The 1,991-nt window shown below is 32.0% G+C and carries 2 protein-coding genes; one reads left to right on the top strand and one right to left on the bottom strand.

From position 1 onward, the window contains the following. The first annotated feature begins 187 nt into the window (after positions 1 to 187). Entirely contained in the window at positions 188 to 625 is a 438-nt protein-coding gene (locus HNP81_RS23540; protein WP_376766783.1) for a GNAT family N-acetyltransferase, read from the top strand. 227 nt (positions 626 to 852) lie between these two features. Here HNP81_RS23540 and HNP81_RS23535 read toward each other — a convergent pair whose 3' ends face one another. Beyond that, complete coding sequence (locus HNP81_RS23535; protein WP_182504183.1) at positions 853 to 1,719, bottom strand: hypothetical protein; 867 nt, start codon at positions 1,717 to 1,719, stop codon at positions 853 to 855. Between the last annotated feature and the right edge of the window lie 272 nt (positions 1,720 to 1,991).

The raw sequence follows: 1,991 nt of genomic DNA, 5'->3' as shown, positions 1-1,991 counted from the left end.
TGGGTTGTGTAAATTTTGTTTGGAGGAATAGGTACCCCTACCTCCAAAAAGAAATAAAAAAAGAAAAACTAAAATACTTGACTAGACGTAAGAAAAGGCGTGTCTTTTTGTTATCGTAGCATTTAAATTAATAAAAGGTTTACTAATAAGAGGGGGGATTTCATTGGAGACAGAAATAAGATTTAGAATGGCTACTGAAAAAGATTTACAAAGTATTGTTGCAATGCTTGCAGATGATGTTTTGGGAAGTAAACGTGAGCGTTATGAGCATTCACTCCCTAATAGTTACATAAAAGCATTTGAGGCTATTACATCTGACCCTAATAACGAGTTAATAGTGGCTTGTGACGGCAATGAAGTGATTGGGGTACAACAAATTACTTTTACACCTTATATAACACATCAAGGTGGATGGAGAGCTACTATCGAAGGAGTGAGAACATCAGCTTCTGTAAGAGGTAAGGGTGTAGGTACTGAACTTATAAAATGGGCAATTCAACGTGCAGAAGAACGTGGTTGTCATTTAGTACAACTGACAACTGATAAAAAAAGACCAGATGCATTAAGGTTTTATGAACGGTTAGGTTTTAAAGCAACGCATGAGGGTTTAAAGCTAAAGCTTTAATTAAGGGCCATATTGTTGCATAACAAGTGGTAAGAAAATTATAAATTGTGAGGATTTTCACTTAAACTAACGGAGCAGTATTGTTTAACAAGCAAAGGTTATAAAATAACATATCTCCGTTAATGATAAAAATCATGTTTTGGGCAAATGAATATAAGGGAAAATACATATCCACAGTAAAAAAAGAAAACCAGCTTTTGTTTCTGGTTTTCCTAATTAAATAATCTCTATATAGTTTCAATAAAATCATTTATGATGTTACGGTATTTTATTGCTTTATCATCTTTTGAAGCTAATAACTCTTTTACTTTTGCATTTAATGCCTTTTCGAACTCAGGGTTAAACTTAGTTATCATGGCATCATTCGTAGTGTCCATGTTTACAGAGAAAAGATTTAGTTGTTGTTCATAAACCAATAACGTACCCTGAATCATTGCCCTATAAAATTGAACTGCTGAATCATCAATAGTCACCTCAGGAAAAGTAAAATTTCTTATGTACCATTCTAAGAACTCCCTAGAATTTAACTTTAGCTTTCTATTATGTATCTGTAAGTGTAGGTAAAAAGTCATAACGCTATATGAATTTAAGGAGTTCAGAAACGCTTCGAAATTAATAAAATTAATTTCACTACTTGATTGTTTGCTAGATTCTTTATCAAACTGTTGGAACATAGCAAGATTAGCATTAGATAAGTTTCCTTTAACTTCACTAACACCATTTTCTATTGTTGAAACAACTTGTTGCAGAGAAATTAAAGAATGATTGAAGTTTTGGGATTCTAATTTCATTTCTTCTAGTATACTTCTAACCTCAGACACAGCAGCTAATTCTCTAGTAATTTTCTTAATTTTGTTGGCTGATGATTCTAACTTCTCACTAGTACTAGTATATGTACTATTTTGATAAAATGAGTAAATAATTGCTACTACAGAAAGTAACAGTGATGTAAGAGTTGCAGCAAAGCCGATATAATCAACTGCACTAGCATTGTCACTTAACTTCAAAGTTAAAATTATACATATTAAACCTATAAGGATTAGAATCCAATAACCTAAATCTTTTTTAGTTATCTTTTCTTTCTTACCCTCCATAAATATCCTTCATTTCCATTTAGTAGTATATCACTGAAATTATTGGTAAGGAAATTATGCTTATTTGTGAAGATATGTACATAAGATAAAGCCTAACATTACTTTAATAAGGTCCTTGAAACGATCTTCCGCAAACGGGCGCTTTAATTGAACAAGCAGCTAAAAGGATCTTCCAACTGTTATTATCCCCTTATAGTAGACAGTAAAAAGAAAGGATTGTACTGTCTTCTATGGAGGGGATTTTTTCATGGGGAAAATTAGAACAACATATA

Source organism: Peribacillus huizhouensis (genome assembly GCF_014138605.1).
In the GTDB taxonomy this organism is placed as follows: domain Bacteria; phylum Bacillota; class Bacilli; order Bacillales; family DSM-1321; genus Peribacillus; species Peribacillus huizhouensis.
This window is presented reverse-complemented; position numbering and strand designations above follow the sequence as displayed.